Source organism: Nostoc sp., assembly GCF_036917315.1.
GTDB lineage: Bacteria > Cyanobacteriota > Cyanobacteriia > Cyanobacteriales > Nostocaceae > Nostoc.
This window is the reverse complement of record NZ_JBALDR010000013.1, coordinates 296,165-316,146: the sequence shown is the minus strand read 5'-3', so window position 1 is coordinate 316,146 and position 19,982 is coordinate 296,165. Positions and strand designations below refer to the sequence as shown.

General features: G+C 43.3%; 16 protein-coding genes. 7 read left to right on the top strand and 9 right to left on the bottom strand.

The window, feature by feature from the left end:
- Positions 1-328 precede the first annotated feature (328 nt).
- The 7 genes from V7K84_RS07700 to V7K84_RS07670 form a co-directional block, all read right to left on the bottom strand.
- Positions 329-547 (bottom strand): hypothetical protein, encoded by a 219-nt coding sequence (locus V7K84_RS07700; protein WP_334837213.1) that lies wholly within the window; start codon positions 545-547, stop codon positions 329-331.
- A 368-nt stretch (positions 548-915) separates the two neighbouring features.
- Positions 916-4,653, bottom strand: a complete 3,738-nt coding sequence (locus V7K84_RS07695; protein ID WP_334837212.1) for a diguanylate cyclase domain-containing protein — start codon at positions 4,651-4,653, stop codon at positions 916-918.
- A 531-nt stretch (positions 4,654-5,184) separates the two neighbouring features.
- Complete coding sequence (locus tag V7K84_RS07690; RefSeq protein ID WP_334837211.1) at positions 5,185-5,592, bottom strand: response regulator; 408 nt, start codon at positions 5,590-5,592, stop codon at positions 5,185-5,187.
- Between the two features lie 117 nt (positions 5,593-5,709).
- Positions 5,710-6,087 (bottom strand): response regulator, encoded by a 378-nt coding sequence (locus tag V7K84_RS07685; RefSeq protein ID WP_334837210.1) that lies wholly within the window; start codon positions 6,085-6,087, stop codon positions 5,710-5,712.
- Between the two features lie 70 nt (positions 6,088-6,157).
- Positions 6,158-8,713, bottom strand: coding sequence for an ATP-binding protein (locus V7K84_RS07680; RefSeq protein ID WP_334837209.1), 2,556 nt, complete (start codon positions 8,711-8,713; stop codon positions 6,158-6,160).
- A gap of 2 nt (positions 8,714-8,715) precedes the next feature.
- Positions 8,716-10,563, bottom strand: a complete 1,848-nt coding sequence (locus V7K84_RS07675) for a response regulator (protein ID WP_334837208.1) — start codon at positions 10,561-10,563, stop codon at positions 8,716-8,718.
- Positions 10,564-10,768: 205 nt separating this feature from the next.
- Positions 10,769-11,188, bottom strand: a complete 420-nt coding sequence (locus tag V7K84_RS07670) for a hypothetical protein (protein WP_334837207.1) — start codon at positions 11,186-11,188, stop codon at positions 10,769-10,771.
- Between the two features lie 345 nt (positions 11,189-11,533).
- On the opposite strand from V7K84_RS07670, the gene V7K84_RS07665 reads away from it, so the two are divergent.
- From V7K84_RS07665 to V7K84_RS07635, 7 genes are all read left to right on the top strand, one after another.
- A complete protein-coding gene (locus V7K84_RS07665) occupies positions 11,534-13,240 on the top strand; it encodes an RluA family pseudouridine synthase (protein ID WP_334837206.1) in 1,707 nt (568 codons plus the stop codon).
- Between the two features lie 527 nt (positions 13,241-13,767).
- Entirely contained in the window at positions 13,768-13,974 is a 207-nt protein-coding gene (locus tag V7K84_RS07660) for an RRXRR domain-containing protein (protein ID WP_334837205.1), read from the top strand.
- A gap of 54 nt (positions 13,975-14,028) precedes the next feature.
- On the top strand, positions 14,029-14,703 hold the full coding sequence (locus V7K84_RS07655) for a cysteine dioxygenase family protein (protein ID WP_334837204.1): 675 nt from the start codon (positions 14,029-14,031) through the stop codon (positions 14,701-14,703).
- Positions 14,687-15,448, top strand: coding sequence for a class II aldolase/adducin family protein (locus V7K84_RS07650; RefSeq protein WP_334837203.1), 762 nt, complete (start codon positions 14,687-14,689; stop codon positions 15,446-15,448). The genes V7K84_RS07655 and V7K84_RS07650 overlap by 17 nt, the downstream gene beginning before the upstream one ends.
- 152 nt (positions 15,449-15,600) lie before the next feature.
- Entirely contained in the window at positions 15,601-16,719 is a 1,119-nt protein-coding gene (locus V7K84_RS07645) for a sulfonate ABC transporter substrate-binding protein (protein ID WP_334837202.1), read from the top strand.
- A gap of 292 nt (positions 16,720-17,011) precedes the next feature.
- A complete protein-coding gene (locus V7K84_RS07640) occupies positions 17,012-17,833 on the top strand; it encodes an NADPH-dependent oxidoreductase (protein ID WP_334837201.1) in 822 nt (273 codons plus the stop codon).
- Between the two features lie 18 nt (positions 17,834-17,851).
- Positions 17,852-18,130: an SDR family NAD(P)-dependent oxidoreductase gene (locus V7K84_RS07635; protein ID WP_334837200.1), complete on the top strand. Its 279-nt coding sequence runs from the start codon at positions 17,852-17,854 to the stop codon at positions 18,128-18,130.
- Positions 18,131-18,147: 17 nt separating this feature from the next.
- Here V7K84_RS07635 and V7K84_RS07630 read toward each other — a convergent pair whose 3' ends face one another.
- Both V7K84_RS07630 and V7K84_RS07625 read right to left on the bottom strand, forming a co-directional pair.
- Positions 18,148-18,336 (bottom strand): hypothetical protein, encoded by a 189-nt coding sequence (locus tag V7K84_RS07630; RefSeq protein ID WP_334837199.1) that lies wholly within the window; start codon positions 18,334-18,336, stop codon positions 18,148-18,150.
- Positions 18,337-18,734: 398 nt separating this feature from the next.
- Positions 18,735-19,763: a glycosyltransferase family 4 protein gene (locus tag V7K84_RS07625; RefSeq protein ID WP_334837198.1), complete on the bottom strand. Its 1,029-nt coding sequence runs from the start codon at positions 19,761-19,763 to the stop codon at positions 18,735-18,737.
- Positions 19,764-19,982: the final 219 nt, after the last annotated feature.

Here is a 19,982-nt window from a genome sequence, read left to right as displayed (position 1 = left end):
AGTAAAACAGTCTTGACACTTAGTTTTTAGACTTATATTTTGTATTTAACTCACTTTAATATTCTGTAAATATAGGGATATTATCTTTTAAGATATTAGTCAGTATTCAGACGATACATCTAGCTATTTAAGAGGATGTTTGAAAAGTATTGGGCGAATATAATTCGGTAATACACAAACTCTCGTCCACTTCCGTAGACTAATAAAAAACAAGGGTTTTGCCTGTGTAGCCGAGATTTACAATTGCCGAGTTAGTAATAAATTAGACTTTTCAAACAACCTCTAAAAGCGTAAGCGTAGCTCGTTTGGTGTTTGCTTCCTGATTCACTCAAGCACAAAGCTCTGTTCTGACGTTCATTTTCAAAAGTTTGTGGTTGACTGAAATTGGTTCTCTGACTAATGATGTATTTTTTCTAGTCAAATTTAAAGCACTTTTATCTAAACTGAGGTTAGGCATCTCTTGCCAGCAGTGACGGCAGAACCAGTAGGTTTCTTGTAAACGAATGTGACGAAGCATTTGGTTAGAACAGCAAGGACAGTTTGTCATAGTATTGTTGTTTTATTAAAAAAGTTAAACACAAATAAGTAGTTTGCTCTTGGCTTAACTACCAATAGCTTTAATTTATAAACAGAAAATAAAGAACTAATAAAGAAATGACAGTAGTTAAAAAACTTTAGAAAATATTAACAATTACTTGATTAGCGTCGGGTAGCAAGAACCGCAGGCATCACTCACTCTCTAAGAGGTTGTTTTAAAAGTGTTTGGCTGTGATTTTAATTGCGTTGTTACCCCCCTTAATCCCCCCTTATAAAGGGGGGAAACCGGAAAATCTAGTTCCCTCCCCTTAGAAAGGGGAGGGTTAGGGTGGGGTAAACAAATATTTGATACACTACTACAGACTTTTCAAACATTCTCTAAGACAGTCTATTTATACAAGAACGATTACGCCCGTTTGCTTTGGCTTGATAAAGGGCTCGATCTGCTGCCTGAATCAAATCCAAAGGAACCATATTAGATGTGGGAATCACTGTGGCAATTCCGATACTCAAAGTGACGTGGTGCTTTACAGGCGATGCCATATGGGGAATATTTAGCTGTTGGATAGCTTTATGAATTTCTTGGGCAACGTGAAAAGCCCCATCACTAGCAGTGTTAGGTAAGATGACAACAAACTCTTCTCCGCCATAACGAGCAGCTAAATCTCTAGAACGTTTGACACTTTGTTTTAAAGCTTGGGCAATAAAGCGCAAACAATCATCTCCGGTCGCATGACCATAAGTATCGTTATATTGTTTAAAATAATCAATGTCGCATAAAAGTAGTGAGACAAAACCTTGTTCTCGTAAAAGATATTGCCAGACAGAATTAAGCTTAAGATCAAAACATCGGCGATTGGCGATTTGAGTTAATTCATCTACCATTACCATATTTTCAAGCTGCTGGTTGGCACGCTGCAATTGTTGATAAAGTTCTGATTGCTGAATAGCGATCGCTACCTGTGTTGCCAATTGCTGAAGCAGTTCGCTTGCCCAAGGTTGCCACTGACGCGGGGCGCTGCAATGATGAGCAACCAAAAGACCCCAAAGGCGATCGCCTTGTAAAATTGGTACAACTAGCTTGGCTCTGACTTGCAACTGTTCCAATAACTCTACATGACAAGAGGCAAATCCGGCGGTGTAGATGTCTGGAGTAACTCTGAGCGTAGTTTCTTGATAAGACTGTCCCTGTATTTTTACAAAATAGCTGTCTGTAATTTCCATATTCAAAATCGATTGCCAACCTGCTGCTATAGACTCCGTGACAATCACACCACTCCAATCACGGTTAAAGCGATAGATGATGACGCGATCGGTTTGCAGAAAATGTCGAACTTCAGCAACTGTTGTGTTTAAGATTTCATCCAAGTCCAAAGATTTACGGATATGTTGAGCGATCGCATAAACCATGCGTTCCCGTTCTGTTTGCTGTTGCAGGGCAATTTGTGCCTGTTTGCGGTCTGTGATATCTGTAAATGATGTCACCACCGCAGATGGTTTTGATTCATTGGATTCAAACAGTGGCTGAGAATTGATTGAAATCCAAGTCAAGCTGCCATCAGGTTTATGAACTCCCATAATCACATGAAATTGAGGTTTTCCAGTGCGTAAGGTGACAATGGCGGGGTGAGTTTCATCTGGAAAAGAAGTACCATCTTCATGAATCGCTCGCCATCGCGGATCGATGGAAGTTCGTCCCATCATTTGATCGGCTGTTAACCCTAAAATTCTTTCGGCACTGTCATTACAGGCGGTAATTCGCCTATCGGATTGCTGTAGGACAATACCTTCTGCCATCACTGTAATTACAGAACGATAGCGTTGTTCGCTTTCTCGCAGCGCTTCTTCCATACGCTTGCGTTCAGTAATATCAGTATGAGTTCCTAGCATCCGTAGGGGAAAACCATTCTTTGCGCGACTCGAAACTTGACCCCGATCTAAAATCCACTTGTAGGTTCCATCCTTGCACTTAATCCGATATTCGCTGACATATTGTTGGGTTTCACTGGACAAATGCTTGATAATCTCCTCGTAAACCCTCGCCTTATCATCGGAGTGAACGCGTTGTTCCCATTCACTGAGGGTAGTTCCAATTTCATGCTCTGCAAACCCTAACATTTCTTTCCATCGTCGGGAAAAAAAGACTTCGTTAGTTTCAGCATTCAAATCCCAAACTCCGTCGCCATTTCCTTCCAAGGCATACTGCCATCTTTCTTCACTGGTTTTGAGTGCGGCTTCGATTTGTTTACGTGAGGTGATGTCTTCAAAAATGTATAACCGCCCAAAGTATCGATCCTGAATATCCCGAATTTGACTGGAAAAGCGGCGAATCGTTCGCCCATCGACAAATAAAATCTCATCCTCAATCGTGCAACGATTTTCTTCAGACTGCAACGGTTTATAGGATTCGACAAATGCCGATGCATCGACAATTGAAGATATACAATTAGGAATGATATCATTATTTTTTAAAGCACCCAAACGCATTTGGTCTTCTAGATGTTCGATGCCCCAAATTTTACAGAAGTGGTGATTGAAATAGAGGATTTTATCGGTACGATTGTCAACAACAAAAAATCCCAGCAAAGAAGTTTCAGTCATAGAACGCAGCAAAGCTTCCCGCCAGCGCAATTCTGATTCTGTACGCTGGTGTTCTTCTAGTGCAGCTTGTTGCTTGGTAATATTGTTTTCGTTGACGAGGATGATGGAGTTACCCGTTACGGGATCGCGGGTGCATCGTATATCCATCCCATGCCATTGAATTCCCTCAGTAGTAAACACCTGAGCCTCTATGCTGAACGCCTCACCGAAATTAATCGCTTTCATCGCTTGTTGTCCAACACTCTTGTCAACAAAGTGACTCAGGAAAATATTCTCAGATGACGAGTTAGGGTACAGGGTATCCCGATAACAGCGCAGGGCTGCCGGGTTTTGCATCAAAGGTACACCATCCATCGTGTAAAGGGAGACGATCGCTGTGGTGTGACGTAGGGCTTCAATCGATCTGAGTGTTTCTCGATCGATCTGATTGATAATTTCTGTCGATCCTTCAACCAGCATCGCCATTCGCCCTTCTTCAATTTGAATTCCAGAAAAGATGCAGCGCAGAGAAACAGGTTTTCCTTCTGGGTAAAATGTCCAGTTTTCAGTGATGGCTTTCCCTTGCTGAAATTCTTGCAAATAGCTTTGCATTCGAGTCTGAGTAGACACAGAAACATCACTGAAGTTGCGACTGAGCAATTCTTCTCGACTTTGAGCATTCCAAATAGGCAGAGCGGATTGATTCGCCCACCACATCTGCAAGTTTTGAATATCATAAATCCAAACTGGAGTTTGTAATCGGTCAAATGCAATCAAGTCTGCAACTGATATATTCTTTGGCAATGCTGTTCTTGTGATAATGGAACCTCTAAAATTCTGATACAGAGTTCTTTTGATTGACTTCAACTTTGGCTGAACTGTCAAATTTTTCAGGTTTTGATTGAGTTGCAGCGTTAGTTTTTGGCAGGATGTAGCCCTTTGCTGATGGCGTTCTGTTTCCCCAAGAGCGATTCCTAGCTCTGCGCCTATCAGTTGGAAATACTCAATTTCTAAAGAACTCCATTGACGCGAGCCACTGCACTGGTGAGCAATTACTAAGCCCCATAAATGAGGATATGTACTAGAAACTCCATCAATTTCTTGATTGTTTACTAAAATTGGTACTACTAAATTAGCTCGAATCTGCAAGTCTGTTAAGAGTTTTTTGTAACAAGGGTCAAGGGTTGTAGTATGAATGTCTTCAATGACACCAACGCTTCCATCTCGATATCGCTCTACCCATGTCGTATTGAAGCAAGGATCGTAAATTAATTGCCCTAGAATCGGTTTCCATCCATTACTTACAGACTCTTCTGCGATAACTCCATCTCCATCGGAAAAAAAGCGATAGATAATGGCGCGTAGGCGTAGCCCGTCGTAGACATCGCTTTCTAAAGTTGTTCTAACTTCGCTGACAATAATCTTGAGAATTTCACTCACTTCAAGTGACTGATGAATTTGATCGACCAGCATCCTAATTCGATCGAGGATTTGCTTTAAATCAATTTCAGAACCCGATAGACGATTGAAGAGCATAGTAATAATCTATGTATATGCACTTAGTTAGCTGTAAAATTTTTCTCTGGTATTTAATTTTATGCCAAATTCCCTAAAACGTTAAGTTCAATTCAACCTTAAACTTGATATAGCAATCCGAATTGAAACGTGAGAAAATGTATAGGCAGAAAGTAAGTATCTATAAGTGTTTCAGCGATTTTCTTTCTGACTAATGATTTAGGATTGCTGTAGTTGGTAATAACTTCAAAATCCAACCAATTGCTCAAAGGCTAAACCTCGATCTTCGGACTGCAATTTATAGCAATTGTCATTTGCATGAGATACATGCTAGGGACGCAAGGCGGAATTAAAAATTAAAAATTAAAAATTAAAAATTAAAAATCAATACAGCCTAAGCATTTCATTGATTTGGAATAGGTGGTTTATTTACGCCGTGCTGTACTAGGGACACACAGCTAGTTATGCGTCTCTAGGAATTTTTTGTACTCCAAGTAATTGCAAATCCTGTTATATATTGGATGTTTTACCCATTCTTGTTTAATCTTTTAGTCAAGTAAAATCCCAACCCAGCAATTGAGCAACTTGAGCCGGGAGGGTAACTGGATTAAAGGGTTTGAGAATTACACCTGCGACTTGATACTGTCGCAAAATTTGCGAATCCAACCATCGCGCTTTCGCACTGAGCAACACTACAGGAATAGCTTGAGTTTCTGGATGATCTCTTAGTTTATTCATAAACTCAAAACTAGCCAGATCGCGGATTGAGATATCTAATACAATCGCATCAGGAGTATGGTGTACTGCATTCTGCAATCCTTCTAATGGAGAATCTGCTGTCACCACATTCCAACCAGCTAAATCTTGGAGGCAAAATTTTACTATCTCACGGACATGCAGTTCATCATCAATGAGCAATATCGTTTTACCGATTATATTTACCTCCTCTAGCATGTTCATTTGATTTCATATACCTTTCTTAGTTACAGATAAAAGGTTTTTATCTCTAACCAAAAAAAATACATTACAAAAATAAAAAACTAATAAAGATATAGATTTTGTTACAAAAATTAACTATTAATTGTCCCACCCCAGAATCTCACTAACTTCGTTGCAAATAGAGGTGGGTTCAAAAGGTTTGGTGATAATCCCGGCAATTCCCATCTGGGCAAAACGGGCGCGATCGCTCCCTTGGACTTTCGCTGTTAACAGAATCACTGGAATTCCTTGGGTTACTGAATTTACCTGAAGTTTTTCGTAGACTGCAAAGCCATCCATGTCAGGCATAGAGACATCAAGTAGAATCGCATCAATAGGTTCTGTCTGGGCGATTTTTAGTCCTTCTGACCCTGATGCAGCAGTCAGGGTGTCCCATCCTCCCAAGTCTTCTAAACAAGCTTGTACTAATTCGCGGATTCGTTCTTCATCATCCACAATTAACAATTTTTTAGTCATTTGTCATTTGTCATTTGTCATTGGTTATTCTCCCCTGCTCCCCTGCTCCCCTGCTCCCCTGCCCCTCTGCCTAATTTCCCGGCATTGGTAGAGTGAAGAAAAACGTGCTGCCAACACCAAGAATGCTTTCAGCCCAGATTTGCCCACCGTGCCGATCAATAATACTACGGCAGATTGCCAATCCCAAACCTGTGCCGCCTTTGGTGCGAGAATCAGAGGCATCTACTTGCTGAAATCTTCCAAAAATTGCTTCTAACTTATCTGCTGGAATACCTCGTCCTCGATCCGTTATTTGGAATAGTACGCGGTCTGTTTGCTGTTGGACACTGAGAGTAATAGTAGAATCGGCAGGCGAGAATTTAATCGCATTACCTAACAAATTGGTGAGTGTTTGCACAATAGCATCAGCAGCCGCCCAAACTTGAGCATTGGTAGGGTGGATCTCAAAAGTAATATTTTGCTGATTGGCGATCGCTTGCACTACGGCTACTGCTTGTTGAACTAAATCAGCCGCATTGCAGGTGGTTTTTTCTAAGACAGCTCGATCCGATTCTAAGCGTTCCAAATCGAGAATATCGTTGACAAGACGCACTAGGCGATCGCTATCGATGGCTGCAATCTCAATCATCCGCTTGAATTTATCTGGTTTTTTGTCGTAGATACCAGTTTGTAGTAAACCCAATGCTGCGCGAATAGCAGTTAAGGGAGTGCGGAGTTCGTGACTAACGATGCCAATAAACTCACTCTTGATCAGATTAATCTGTTCTAGTTCGGTGATATCTTCCGCAATCCCAGCAATCCGAACTAACTCGCCTAGTTCATTTTTGATCGGAAATGCGCGATCGCGAATCCAACGAATTGAACCATCAGGGCGAATAATGCGATATTTGTTATCATAGTGCCCTGTTCTGAATTTTTCAATGAATTCAATTTCGACGCGCTGACGATCTTCTGGGTGAATTGCATCTAACCAATTTGAATGGTTATGATACAAGTTTTCACAACTGTTTTGCCAGATCGTTTCATAGGCATTACTCACGTATAGAACTTGTTGATTGCGAATATCTTTGATCCAAAATATTGCTTGGATGTTTTCTGCCATCTGACGAAACTTTTCTTGGCTCTCGCGTAAAGCTTCTTCGATGCCTTTGCGCTCAGTGATATCTTGGTGAACCGCAACCAGAACGTCGCCGTAGTCGGGATGCCTGAATACAGAAGCGGTCACACTACACCAAAATGGCGTACCATCTTTTTTAAGATTCTGGACTTCGTAGGTAGCTTCAGTATTTTGTAAGATGGCAGACAGAGTGGCTTGATTTACATTTTGAGTAGTTACCGATTTGGTGACACAGTTCACAATCGAAACGTGTTGACCGTTGAGTTCACCAGAGTCATAGCCAAACATCTGCTCAAATTTCGGATTGGCATAGACAATGATTGCATTATCAATTTTCACTAAGCAAATGCCTTCCCCCATATTTCGGGTGATTACAGCCTGAAGCTCCAGCATTTGCGACTGTTCTAAAAGTGTGAGTTGGGTTTGTTGCTGCTCTATAACTGTTTTTCGCAGGCGATCGTTCGTCTCTGTCAGTTGGGCAGTGCGTTCTTGCACCCGTTGCTCAAGTTCGGCATTCAGTTGTTGTAGGTCAATTTCTGCCTGTTTGCGCTCTGTTAGTTCTGTCTGTAACTGTTTGAACAAAGCTGCTTGCTGGATAGCAATGCTTACCTGCGCTCCCAACTGCCGCAACAGAGTAATTTCTGAAGATTGCCACTCACGAGGAGTCTTACATTGATGAGCTGCCAGTAATCCCCACAATTCATCTCCTAAGGAAACGGGAACGACTAGATTTGCCCTCACTTGGAGACTTTCCAAAAATGCAACGTGACAGGGACTAATTCCGGCAGTATAAATATCAGTTTTCGCAGTGACTAAGCCTTGTTTAAAGGGTTCGACGTTCTCTTCACCAATGCAAGGGTCATGAATTTGGAGTGGTAAAAGAGCCATCCATTCTGGTGCAACAGACTCAATAACAATCGTTCCACCCCAACCTGGATAAAATTGGAAGATAGTGACGCGATCGCACTCCAGAAATTGCCGCACTTCATCAACAGTAGTTTGCAAGATATCTTGTAAATTGAGCGATCGCCGGATACGCTGGGTCATCTCCATCACTAAGCGCTGTTGCTCAAATTGCTGTTGCAGCGTTTCTTGTGCCTGTTTGCGTTCGTCAAGAGTCATCCGCAATTGCTCGGCATTTTCCTGAGACAATTGTTGGTTGAGTTGGTGAATCTTCTGTCTGCTGTACTGAAGATTGCCTGTCACCAAGTTAATTATCAAGGCAACCAGTAGGAAAAGACCTAGCCGCAATATATCTTCTGGTTGATTAATCGCCAGCTGATATCGAGGGGGAATCAAGTAATAATCAATTGCCAGTGTGGAAAGGACAACTGTAACGATCCCCGATCGAAAGCCACCATACCAAGTACTTGCAACGATTGCTATGTAGAAAAATGCCCCAATAGTTCGAGAAATCAGCGGTTCTAGCCAGAGTGACAGCAAAAGGGCGATCGCTGTGGAGCCAATAGCAACACCATACTTCAATAATCGTGGATAATTCCTCATCATGCTTAACTTCTACCTGCCTGAGAGCGCCAGCGCGTTCTTTGAATGCGGCTCAGTACCCGTGTCACAAGTTCTGGCCCTAGCACTGGCTTGCTGATAAAATCATCGGCTCCGGCAGCAAAAGCTTGCTGAAGGAATTCTGCTTCGGTATGGGCTGTAACTACTAAAATCGGTAAATCTCCCCACTGGGCATCTTGGCGCACGACTTTGCACAACTCTAATCCGTTCACTATCGGCATTTCTAAATCTAACACTACCAAATCAGGAGATGTTGCAATCAGCACCTGCCAAAATTGTTGTGATTGGGAAAGAGTTGTTACTTCCAGCCCCCAAGGAGTTAACAACGCCGATAATCCAGCCAGTATTACAGGGTCATCATCTACGATTAAAACTTTGGCTTCAGAAGTTTGAGGTTGAGGTAAGACACGAGCGATTGCCTGAAAAATCTCCTCGGTTGTCGCCGGTTTATGCAAAAATTGTCTAGCTCCTAAACGCGAGACTGCCAGTCGATCTGCTAGGGTATCTCGTCCTGTAAAAACAATTACTGGGATATTTGGCGATCGCTCTACTATCTCGCTCAATAATATTAATCCATCTTCCTCTGGTGTTGTAAAACTTAAATCTAGTAAAACTGCGTCAGGAGTTTTTAAAGAAAATAGCGATCGGGCTGTTGCTAAGTTTGGTGCAACCTTCATCCTGATGCCCCATGAGTCGGCTTCTGCTTGTAACTGCTCCGTCAGCGTCGTATCATCATCTATTACTAACAGACGATAACTTTGCTCGATCGGGAATTTTTGAGCGGTGGAAGTGATAGCAGGCTTGGTTAACTCTTGCTGTAATGCTGTTACCAGTTGCGAGAAATCAGAGATTTGATCGGAAGATAACGAGAAATCTCCAAGCAGCAAATGCTCTATTTTCCGTGCTAGCCGGGAACCCTCTGGATAACCAAACGACCCCATTGAACCTGCTAGCTTATGGGCTTCACGTAATGCCTGCTGATGTAACTCTTCATTTAAATTCCCGGCTAAGAGTGCAGTTTTTGCCCGATCCAGTACCACAACCTGTCCGGCAAAGGAATTACGAAAGCGCTCCAGCACCCGATTTACAGAAGTCATATCTTTGGGGCCGGGTTTTTTCTTTCCATCTTGATTCGTTTCCCCAACAGAGATGGAGCGATTAGGTGCAGGCTTGATCCGATAGCCCATACCATATACCGTTTCTAGAAAATCTTCTGCTAGACCTACTGTTTTCAGTTTCTTTCGCAAGTCTTTAATATGAGTCGTAACTGCATTTTCAGTCGGTGTATCATCAAATCCCCAAAGCCGATCTATAATCACTGCACGACTAAAGATCCGGTCTGGGTTTTGCAAAAACAACTCCAGCAGTTTGTATTCTTTTGCTGTCAGGGGAATTTCCTGCTCATTACAAGTTACTCTGCCGGCACTTGGATCTAAACAAAGATTTCCCCAGGTTAAGGTGGATGATGAGATTGCCTCATTGCGTCGTAATAAAGAGCGAATTCTGGCTAATAATGCTTCTGGGTTGAATGGCTTAATGACGTAATCATCTGCTCCAGCATCTAACCCTGCCACAATATCTGCATTAGAATTTTTCCCTGTTAACAACAGAATAGATTTACGGTAGCCTTGCTTTCGCAGTTGCCGACACAAGGTAATCCCATCCAGTTTCGGAATTAGCCAGTCCAGCAAAATCAACTCATATTCAGTCGATAGCGCTAGTTCTAATCCAGCTTGGCCATTGCTGGCGATGTCGATAGTATAACGATTTGCACTCAACAACTCGAAGAGCGCTGTACTTAGTAATACGTCATCCTCTACCAACAAAATTTTCATAAGTTCTATCAAAAGAAGATGCTTATGGCATCTTCGCGATCGCAGGATACACCCTCTGCGCGGTCAAACTTTTATATAATTTTAATATATTGTTACAAACAACACAATCAAGTTAATTTAGATTTTGCAATCTGACATAATTGCAATGGACTATGGTAACGCTGCCTAACGGACCGACGTTCAGCGGCCGGTTAGCCGCAGCAAGTCAGGCCACCTGATAGAACTCCTGCGCCTGTCGGAGGGCGCGCCCGACCGAGAAGTCGGCGAAGTCGGAGTCACATCGGGTGATGTACTCCAATGCATCGTGTGCCGGGTCACTGCCGTGGGCGCGGAGGAACTCCTTGGTCCGCTCCAAACCCGCTCCACATAGGAACTGCACGTCAATCCCGCAGTGTGTATCGAAGTTGCACGACTTTGCCTCCCAAACCAAGAGGGAGTCTTCGACCACACCCAGCGAGAAAAGCTGGGCGCACAGGAGGCGCATCAGAAACTGGTCGCCGACCTCATTGGCCTCAAGTCGGATCTGCTCACGCAGTGCCGCGACAATCGCCGAGCGGTCGGCTTGCTTCGCCGGGAGCCCAAAGCGCCTCAGCGCCTCGTCGACACCTTCCCAACCGTCATCCATCACTGCTATCCCCGACTTATATCTGTGTCAGTGTATTTGTACTATATATTTTCTGTTTGATTTCTAGCCAGTTGTGGTGAAGCGGTGACGCTTGTGCTACATCCACCTTAAGGTGGTTGGGAGAGCGTGAACGTCAACAACTGGCCATTGGGTGGGATTTTGAGACGGGAATTGACCCCTTGTAGAATTTTCTCAATGTCCCTGTAACCCTGTTGATATATAAATTAAAACTGCAACAGAAAAATTTTGGATGCCAATTTGCCGAAAGCACTCAACACAATAAACTTCTTACATAAACGCTATATATATTTAGAAGGATCGGCTAGATTTGCAATCATACCTTGTATGGTAGTTCTGCACGCACTTTCAGATTTCATCGACTGCGATTTTGCGATCGCTGACTCATTTTGTAGCTATTGGTACGAAGGGCGTTGTCCGCAAAGTGGCGTTCGCCTAAAATTACCCCGCACTTCAATGTCAGAAGCGATCGCCCACGGACTAATACAATATCTTGCCAACAATGACTGTTATTCTCGTGAAGGGAAGATGTATGGAATCCTATTGGTTGAACTGCCTAATGGCGAACAACGGGTACTAAAAGCTTTTTCCGGTCTTTTGAATGGTTGCAGTGTGGTTGAGGGCTGGGTGCCGCCAATTCCCGGACGAGATGAAGTTGCTTTCGAGGAAAGCCGTACTTTGGCACAGTTGGACGCGATTAAGCAAGAAATTATTACCTTGAAGCAACTAACCGAACGCCAGCAGTATGAAATCCTGTTTAATGACTTTGAGCAGCAGTTGCAAACAATGAGCGATCGCCATCGCCATTGCAAACACCAACGACAGGAAAAACGTCAGCAAATCTGCAATACACTCACTCCCGAAGCGCTTACTATTGCCCTTGAACAACTTGACGAAGAGAGTCGTCAGCAGGGAATTGAGCGACGACAACTTAAACGCCAGCAAAATGCCGTATTACAGCCCCTACAACAGCTAATTGCAGCGACGGATGCGCGAATTAGTGAACTGAAACAACGGCGCAAAGCGCTTTCCCGTCAATTGCAAGCTCAGATGCACGCTAGCTACAGCCTGACTAATTTTTCCGGGCGATCGCAATCTTTACAACAATTGATGCCAGGAGGTTTGCCCACTGGCACAGGAGACTGTTGTGCCCCAAAGCTGCTTCATTATGCGGCAACACATAATCTCAAACCCCTAGCAATGGCAGAATTTTGGTGGGGTGAGTCTTCTGTAAATCAGGATAAAATTCCGGGAGAATTTTATGGAGCCTGTGCCGAGCGATGTCAGCCATTGATGGGGTTTTTGCTCTCAGGGTTAAGACCTAACCCCCCAGCCCCCTTCCCTATCAAGGAAGGGGGAGTAAGAAGCCCCTCCCCTGATAGGGGAGGGGTTTGGGGAGAGGTCACTTTACCGATTATTTATGAAGACGAATGGTTGATTGCTGTCAACAAACCTGCTGGACTACTTTCGGTACCTGGGCGTTATCGCGATCGCCAAGATAGTGTCTTGAGTCGCTTACGTCATTTGTTACCTGATGGGATGGCGCTTATATCTGTGCATCGCTTAGATCGAGAAACTTCTGGGATTTTGTTGTTGGCACGCGATCGCCAAACCCATCGGCAACTCAGCCAGCAGTTTCAGCTACGCCAGGTTCACAAGGTTTATGAAGCCATACTTTCGGGTGTTTTGACAGTCAAGCAAGGTGTGATTGACTTGCCATTGTGGGGAGATCCTGAAAATCGCCCTGAGCAAAAAGTTGATTGGCAGCACGGTAAACCCAGCTTGACACACTTCCAAGTAATAGCGAGAGAAGGGGACTATACCCGCGTAGAATTTACACCACTAACAGGACGCACTCATCAGTTGAGAGTTCATGCAGCTGATGCGCGAGGACTTGGGATAACTATTTTAGGCGATCGCCTTTATGGATGCAGTGCAGTTACTAGTCGGTTACATCTACACGCCAGAGAACTTCGCTTCGAGCATCCGCAGTTGGAAAAAACCTTGCATTTACAAGCAATTACGCCATTTTGACGAGTCATATTACAGCAGATTTCAAGTTGGTGAGGTACACAAGCTAAATCTGTTACCCGTTTTACTCCTGAATTCTGCTGTATATCAGCTTGATTCCTTGAAATCCCAAGAACCCCAAAGAGATAAAGCGTAGCTTTATCTCCCCTAACAGCTAGCCTATTGCTTTTTAAATTTGTATGTGATAATTTCTGGTTGTAGTAAATTCAACGGTTATCCGACCGACTTATAGTACTTACAGAAATTAATATAACTGCTAAGAGGCTTCCCAATAAAAATATCCAACTACAAATGATTGTGAGACACCTCGCAAAAGTGGATGATTTATTCCTTGGAAATACCCGAATGAGCGTAAAAAAAAGACGAGAGTGCTGGAGTTGACCTCTAGATTCTCATTCTTGTCTTCTCCTTTTATAAAAGGAGCAGAGGAAAAGTTGCATACAGTACGTTTTTCCCCTCTGCCCCTCTGCTCCCTGCCTCCTGTGCCCAGTCCCCAATCTGGCGATCGCAAATTTAAAATTTAAAATTGTATGACTAAAGTATTCATTCTCGATGCCAACAAACAACCGTTACATCCAGTACGCATCAGCCATGCTAGGCTGCTATTGTCGCAAGGTAAAGCTACTGTATTCCAGCGATATCCTTTTACTATCATTCTGAAGGAGTCTCTTTCCCATCTAAAACTTGAGCAACTTGGCTTTAAAATTCATCCTGGTATTAAAATAAATCGTAATTAAATTACGAATTACGAATTAGTTAATCTTAGTCGCCTCCTAAACAGAGGTATATAGATGACGAACCACACTATTTTAGAACCGTTACCAAAAGACCAATGGTTTATTGAGAGCCAGAAACTACGATCCTTTGTCGCAACAGCGCGGGAAATTAGCGCTAGCACTGTTGACGATCGCACCCAAACTCTCGCTAGACTAGAACCCTATTTTCAAGAACTCCTTGCCCAACAGCAATGGCTACCCCAAAAGTTTGCCCAAGTCAATCCCGAAAGCCGGATGGGTGGCGGTATTGGTCAGTGGCTGCTTTATCGCGCTAAAGACCGTTCCCTGTCAGTATTCAGTTTGGTGATTCCCCCAGGCTCAACGACTCCCGTCCACGATCATCTAGCCTGGGGATTGATTGGTTTATACAAGGGTAATCAAGAAGAAACAGTCTATCGCCGTGTAGATAGCGGTGATGCCGAAGGACACGCACAATTACAAGTAACTGAAGTGCGTAGCCTTCAACCAGGGGATATCTACCGTCTCTTACCCCCAGATGGTGATATCCACGCCGTCAAAACCACATCCCAGAGCGCATCTGTATCCATTCATATCTTGGGTAATGATACTGGTTGCGTCTTGCGTCACCAGTTCATCCCAGAATCTCACAGCGTCAAATCCTTTCGCTCTGGATATTCCAACGCTCCCTGTAAAGAAGAGGAGGAAAAAGAACATGGCCAACTATATTAGACCAAAACCCCCAGTTTTCGAGCGAGTTGAAGACGAACGCCTGCACCGCAAGCAACGCCTCGCCGCTGCCTTTCGCCTGTTTGGTAAATTTGGCTTCAGCGAGGGAATTGCAGGCCATATTACGGCTCGCGATCCTGAGTTTACAGACCATTTTTGGGTCAATCCATTCGGGGCATACTTCGGTCATATCCGAGTTTCTGACCTGATTCTAGTTAACAAAGAAGGTGAGGTGGTTAAAGGCGATGCTGAGGTAAATCAAGCTGCTTTCGCCATCCATTCTCAGATTCATGAATCTCGACCTGATGTCATCGCAGCAGCTCACGCCCATTCACTTTATGGTAAAGCCTGGTCTAGTTTGGGGCGTCTCCTTGACCCCTTAACTCAAGATTCTTGTGCTTTTTATGAAGATCATGCCCTGTTTGACGATTTTACAGGTGTTGTTTTAGAAACTTCTGAAGGGCACCGACTAGCGCAAACCTTGGGGCCAAAGAAAGCCATAATCTTACGTAACCATAGTATTTTAACTGTGGGACATACAGTCGATGAAGCTGCCTTTTGGTACATTAGCTTAGAGCGATCGTGCCAAGGCCAACTGTTGGCTGAAGCTGCGGGTAGACCTACTACTATCAAACACGAAACAGCCCGTTTAACACAAACTCAAGTGGGGTCACATGTAAGTGGGTGGTTCAGTTTCCAGCCCCTTTACGACCGAATTGTGCGCGAAGAACCTGATTTGCTAAATTAGTACTGGGTTTTTTGGCATTGGGATAATAGGCGGGGAAGTATCAAGTTAAGCCACTTCCCGCTATTGTGATGTCAATTTGATCTAAATTTATTTATATACTCCGGTAAACCTATAAGTTTATAGTATTGCTATAGTTCAGAGAAATCATTTTGATGATTAACCAAATCTTTCGCCGCTTAATTCCCAAGTGGATATCGTTGATAGAATTCAGAAATATCCCGTTTAACAACCAACATAAATTATTCTTTTCTTTTCCTTTGCCAATAGTGGGGGCTTTTGTTACAGGTCTTTGTCTGAGCTTGCTATTTGCTGCTTGTTCATCGACATCTACTGTTAATACCTCTAATCCCAGTGCCACATCTCAGGGTAATCCTGCTTCTAGTAAAGCAACAGTAGTCAGATTTGGCTATCAAAAAACGACCGTTTTGTTGAGAGCTAAGGGTGTTTTAGAAAAGCGTTTAGCACCACAAGGTATTACTGTACAGTGGACTGAATTTCAAGCGGGGCCACAACTACTAGAAGCGATGAATGTGGGTAGTATTGACATTGGCCCTGTGGGAGAATCACCGCCAATATTTGCCCAAGCAGCGGGGACATCACTAACTTATGTTGTTGGTACTGCGGCTACTCCGGCTAGTTCCGCAATTCTTGTTCCTCAAAATTCGCAAATTCAAAAAGTTACTGACTTGAAGGGCAAAAGAGTTGCCTTTCAAAAAGGATCTAGTGCCCACTTATTGTTAGTCCAAGCTTTAGAAAAATCTGGATTAAAATATACAGATATTGAACCTAAATATTTGGCTCCGGCTGATGCCCGTGCTGCATTTGTAAAAGGGAGTGTAGATGCTTGGGTAATTTGGGACCCCTTTTATGCAGCGGCTCAAGAGGCGACTAAAGCCAGAGTCTTAATTGATGGCACAGGAATTAATAAACAGGGAGGATATTATTTGATGACCCGCAAATTTGTCACTGAAAATACTCAAACTGTCAAGGCAATAGTGGAGGAAATTAAAAATCTTGAAGAATGGTCTAAACAGAATCGAGAAGAGGTAGCAAAAACTCTTGCACCTGTGTTAGGAATTGACTTGGAAACGATGAAAAAAGCAACTAATAGGCGGACTTTTGGGGTTGTACCAATTGACGACAATTTGATAAATCTACAACAAGGTGTTGCAGATACATATTACAAATTGAAGTTAATTCCCAAAGAGGTAAATGTAAAGGATGCAATGTTGACAAAAGAAGAATATGCTGCGTTTTCACCAAAAACTTAAATTAGTACAATGAATCGGCTGTAGGTGCATAGAGATGTATCCCGGATTTCTCACGCATAGTGTAGGCTTCAGGAGAAGAGGAGTGTGGGGAGTGTGGGGAGTGTGGGGGGTGTGGGGGGTAAGACTTCTTCCCCATCCTCCCACACCTCCCACACCTCCCCTCCTACACCTCCTACACCTCCCACACCTCCCCACCCCTTGGATTTCTCACAAGTGAGAAATCCAGGGTATGCCCCTACAGATGAAATTGGTATTAGTAGCAAATTTGGAAATGTAAATCTTGGAATTGATTATGACTAATCCTACAGAACTACTGCGATCGCGCTACGGTGAAATTCCCTTCAATCCCGAAATTGCATGGAATGATTCGCTAACAGCACTACTATCTCACCGTTCAATTCGGTCTTATCTAGCCGATCCTTTACCACCGGGAACTCTGGAGTTGCTAATTGCAGCCGCCCAATCTGCATCTACTTCCTCGAATTTGCAAACCTGGAGTGTGGTAGCAGTCGAAGATCCACAGCGCAAAGAGGAGTTATCCAGGCTGGCGGGAAACCAAGCACATATTAAGCAGGTTCCTTTATTCTTGGTTTGGTTAGCAGATTTGGCGCGTCTAAGTCATGTTGCTGACAGTCGCGGTATATCTCACGATGCGCTGGAATATTTGGAAATGTTTGTGATGGCGACAATCGATTCAACGTTGGCGGCGCAAAATGCCGCAGTTGCAGCCGAGTCACTTGGTTTAGGAACAGTCTATATCGGTGGAATCAGGAACCATCCGCAAGAGGTAGCACAGATATTGAATTTGCCCTCCTCTGTATATGCTGTATTTGGGCTGTGTGTGGGTTATCCGAATCCGGAAGTAGAAGCGGCGATTAAGCCAAGGTTGCCCCAGTCAGCTGTGCTGCATCGTGAAACTTATAAATTGGCAGAGCAAGAAGAAGCGATCGCTCACTACAACGACATCATCAAAGAATTCTATACTGAACAAAAGATGAATGTTCCTGGCGATTGGTCAGAACACTCAGCCCAACGCATCGCCACTGTAGAATCATTGAGAGGACGCGATCGCTTGCGTGAAGCTCTCAATAACCTTGGCTTCAAGTTACTGTAAACAACAAGAATCAAGATTATGGATTTGCAACTCCGTGGCAAAGTCGCCTTAGTGACAGCTGCTAGTAAAGGTTTGGGCAAAGCTACAGCGAGGCAATTTGCCCGTGAGGGTGCAAAAGTTGCCATCTGCGCCCGCAGTGAGTTAATTGACAAAACTGCTGCGGAGATTGCAAGCGAAACAGGAACAGAAGTGCTATCTCTGCGTGCGGACGTTACTAGTCAAAAAGATATTGAACGTGTAAGAGAATTCCAGAAAATAAAATATACAAATCATAAATATGCATCCTGTATATCTTGAAGAGCCTGGGTTCATTACTAGTCAAGTTGAATACACTTCCGGCCGGCTTCTGCTGCTGCTTGGGGGGTATAGTACAGTCTTTGTTCGCCAAATACTGCGCCATCAGCACTAACTAACCGAAACTCCCAGAAATATCTCTGTGTGTTAAACACAACTAAAGTAAAGCTTTGAATGCCAACCACAGAGTAAATTTTGATGATAGACATAATGGTATTTAATCTATCTCTTTCAAGATGTTATGTGATGGGCTGATTTATTTGGTTAAGAGAATTACAACATTTTTAACAGAAGCAAAGTTAGTGATGATTAATAGTATTGCTCCTCTCATTCAATAAGAAATGTTAAAAGATGAGTTTATTTAAAAACTAGACGTAAGTTAACGTGGGGAATTACCAATGATGATCTAGTCACACAAGGAAGTACCAAAAGCAAAACGTTGTTAGGGTTGTTTGCTGTAATTGTAGGTAATCGCTCAACTCACAGGTTGCAAAATTTTTCTCCCACCAGTCCAGCATTGCTCGTCACCTTTAGCACCCGATTTTTCTTACTGTACCGTATATGCTGTGCTGTTACTTAAATCCTTTGCTAGTAAGCTTTTCAAGACTTAACGGGAAAAGTCAGATTGATAAACTGCTTCATAGCCATCTACCATTTTTGGCACACTAAAACAATTCTCGACATGCTTACGACAAGCATGACGATCTAGTTCTGCCACTTTGTTAACGGCATTAACACATTCAGAAATGCTGTTACAGATGAAGCCAGTTTTTCCGTGGACAATTACTTCGGGAACTGAACCCAAATTCATGGCGATGACTGGTGTTCCTGCTGCCATTGATTCTGTCATTACCAAACCAAATGGTTCTCGCCAAGTAATCGTAAATAAAGTTGCTACTGCACCCCCCATCAAAGCATTCTTTTGAACATGGTTAGCTTCACCCAAATACTGAATTTGCTGACCATCAATTAAGGGCTGAATTTCTCGCTCAAAATACTCGACATCAACGACATCCACCTTAGCTGCCATCTTTAAACGCCAACCAGCCTCTTTTGCAATCTGTATTGCTAAGTGCGTTCCCTTTTCTGGTGCAATTCTTCCCAAAAAAGCCAGATAAGGTGGTTCGTCCGGCTGAGGATGAAACTTATGACTACTGATATCAATGCCATTGTAGACAGTTGCTACATAATTCAACCCTAACCTAGATTCACGTTGGGAATTGGAAATACTTACATAGGGCTGGTTTTTGGCATATTGAAACATCTTTTCGTTATCAGGGGTAAAGATACCATGTAATGTGGTAACTGTCGGTGTCTTTACTAAATTCGCATAGGGCAACGCACTACAGCCTATATGTGAATGAATTATGTCAAAGGTTTCTGCTTGCTCATATACCAAAGCCAGTTCCAACATTTCATAGATGTTACACTCTTTGATGCTTGAATCTAGTCTCAAAGCATAAGGATGAACTGATTGCAGCTTTGCCAAAGTTATTGAATCTCCCGATGCAAATAGCGTTACTTCATGCCCTCGCCTAACTAATTCATCGGTCAATAAGCCCACAACTAATTCTATTCCACCATAACCAGGAGGTGGAACTCTCTCCCAAAGAGGAGCAATTTGAGCAATCCGCATAGAAACTCCTAAAAACTTAAGACTAGATGTCACTCAGCAGAATGGCTGGCAACAGTCAATTCCTACTTGGGTAGGAAAAGCGAATGCCTCCGGCACGCTACGCGATCGCAGTTGATAGATTAGATGCAGCTTTACAAGAGATAGACAAGGGAGAAGTAGGTAAACTCCCCCATCAAGGAAGCTTAACTAGCTAACGATGTCAACCTCCTCAATGGTGGG

Bases quoted from the DNA above. Each gene is read 5' to 3' on its own strand.
- V7K84_RS07630 (WP_334837199.1), bottom strand. From the start codon at position 18,336: ATGTCTATCATCAAAATTTACTCTGTGGTTGGCATTCAAAGCTTTACT.
- V7K84_RS07675 (WP_334837208.1), bottom strand. From the start codon at position 10,563: ATGAAAATTTTGTTGGTAGAGGATGACGTATTACTAAGTACAGCGCTC.
- V7K84_RS07665 (WP_334837206.1), top strand. From the start codon at position 11,534: ATGGTAGTTCTGCACGCACTTTCAGATTTCATCGACTGCGATTTTGCG.
- V7K84_RS07650 (WP_334837203.1), top strand. From the start codon at position 14,687: ATGGCCAACTATATTAGACCAAAACCCCCAGTTTTCGAGCGAGTTGAA.
- V7K84_RS07625 (WP_334837198.1), bottom strand. From the start codon at position 19,763: ATGCGGATTGCTCAAATTGCTCCTCTTTGGGAGAGAGTTCCACCTCCT.
- V7K84_RS07690 (WP_334837211.1), bottom strand. From the start codon at position 5,592: ATGAACATGCTAGAGGAGGTAAATATAATCGGTAAAACGATATTGCTC.
- V7K84_RS07645 (WP_334837202.1), top strand. From the start codon at position 15,601: ATGATTAACCAAATCTTTCGCCGCTTAATTCCCAAGTGGATATCGTTG.
- V7K84_RS07655 (WP_334837204.1), top strand. From the start codon at position 14,029: ATGACGAACCACACTATTTTAGAACCGTTACCAAAAGACCAATGGTTT.
- V7K84_RS07635 (WP_334837200.1), top strand. From the start codon at position 17,852: ATGGATTTGCAACTCCGTGGCAAAGTCGCCTTAGTGACAGCTGCTAGT.
- V7K84_RS07700 (WP_334837213.1), bottom strand. From the start codon at position 547: ATGACAAACTGTCCTTGCTGTTCTAACCAAATGCTTCGTCACATTCGT.
- V7K84_RS07670 (WP_334837207.1), bottom strand. From the start codon at position 11,188: ATGGATGACGGTTGGGAAGGTGTCGACGAGGCGCTGAGGCGCTTTGGG.
- V7K84_RS07685 (WP_334837210.1), bottom strand. From the start codon at position 6,087: ATGACTAAAAAATTGTTAATTGTGGATGATGAAGAACGAATCCGCGAA.
- V7K84_RS07680 (WP_334837209.1), bottom strand. From the start codon at position 8,713: ATGATGAGGAATTATCCACGATTATTGAAGTATGGTGTTGCTATTGGC.
- V7K84_RS07640 (WP_334837201.1), top strand. From the start codon at position 17,012: ATGACTAATCCTACAGAACTACTGCGATCGCGCTACGGTGAAATTCCC.
- V7K84_RS07695 (WP_334837212.1), bottom strand. From the start codon at position 4,653: ATGCTCTTCAATCGTCTATCGGGTTCTGAAATTGATTTAAAGCAAATC.
- V7K84_RS07660 (WP_334837205.1), top strand. From the start codon at position 13,768: ATGACTAAAGTATTCATTCTCGATGCCAACAAACAACCGTTACATCCA.